The sequence below is a fragment of the Sphingomonas sp. CCH5-D11 genome, assembly GCF_001557395.1.
Taxonomy (GTDB): Bacteria; Pseudomonadota; Alphaproteobacteria; order Sphingomonadales; family Sphingomonadaceae; genus Sphingomonas.
The window spans coordinates 1-993 of the sequence record NZ_LSKH01000271.1; the positions used below are offsets into that span (position 1 = coordinate 1).

Sequence of the window (993 nt, forward strand, 5' to 3'; positions counted from 1 at the left end):
TGCCAGGGGTGATCGGGCGTGCGCGTGTCGAGCCGGCGCACGTCGTCTCGCTTCAGTCGCATCGCCTCTTGCGACACCGGGTCGAGCGGCGCGTGGGGCACTACCGAGCGCTCGGGCACGTCGCTTTCGACCGGCTGCTGGCGCCATATACGCGCGGGTCCGATGCGGTTGGCGAGCGTGTCGATCAGCGGGGCGAGATCGGGTGCCTGCTTCTCCGCCAGTGCCGCCCCGAGCGTCTCCGGGCCGAGCGGATCGGCGCGGACGAGATGGAGGGTCAGCGCGTCGAGGCCATAGCCGACCTCAATCTCCTCGATGCGGCGGGTGATGAGGCGCAGGATATGTGCCGGCTCGCGGCTGGCGCGGGCGAGGCCGATGCGGATCACCTGATCCGTCGAATCCACGCGCGCGGCGACAAAGGCGAGCGCGCGCGCACCGATTCCCGCCTTCGCCAGTTCGGCGGCGAGATCGTCGACGAGACCGGCGAGCCAATGGCCGATCGCCTCCGCCGTGGCGATCGGTTCGGCGAAGCGGCGGGTGACGGCGATCGGTTGTGCCGGAATGACGGGCGTGAGCGGCTCGGGCGCGGCGCCGGTCGCCTGGTCCAGCCGCTGCGCAATGGCCTTACCGAAGCGGCGGACAAGCGGCGCGCGCGGCATCGCCATGAGCTCACCGATCGTGTCGACGCCGAGCCGGGCGAGCAACTCGCGCGCGGCATCGTCGAGGCGGAGCGCGGCGACGGATAGCGGGGCAAGTGCCGCGCAATGCTCGCCGGACGGGATGATCGCCGCCTGCGCGCGCTGGCGGGCAAAGGCCCAGGCGGCGCCGGCAGTATCGGCGATCGCCACCTGCGCGGTGATGCCGAGCCGGGCGAGGAGGCGCAGCAGGCGGCGTGCCATCCGCGCCTCGCCGCCATGGAGGTGCGACGTGCCGGTGATGTCGAGGAACAGGCCATCGCTGTCGGACAGCGCTACGACCGGACACCAGCGGCGGGCG

General features: G+C 72.4%; 1 protein-coding gene. It reads right to left on the bottom strand.

Features of this window, described 5'->3' with window-relative positions:
- Positions 1-993: Y-family DNA polymerase (locus AX702_RS22670; protein ID WP_197420658.1), on the bottom strand; the 993-nt coding region annotated here is incomplete at both ends.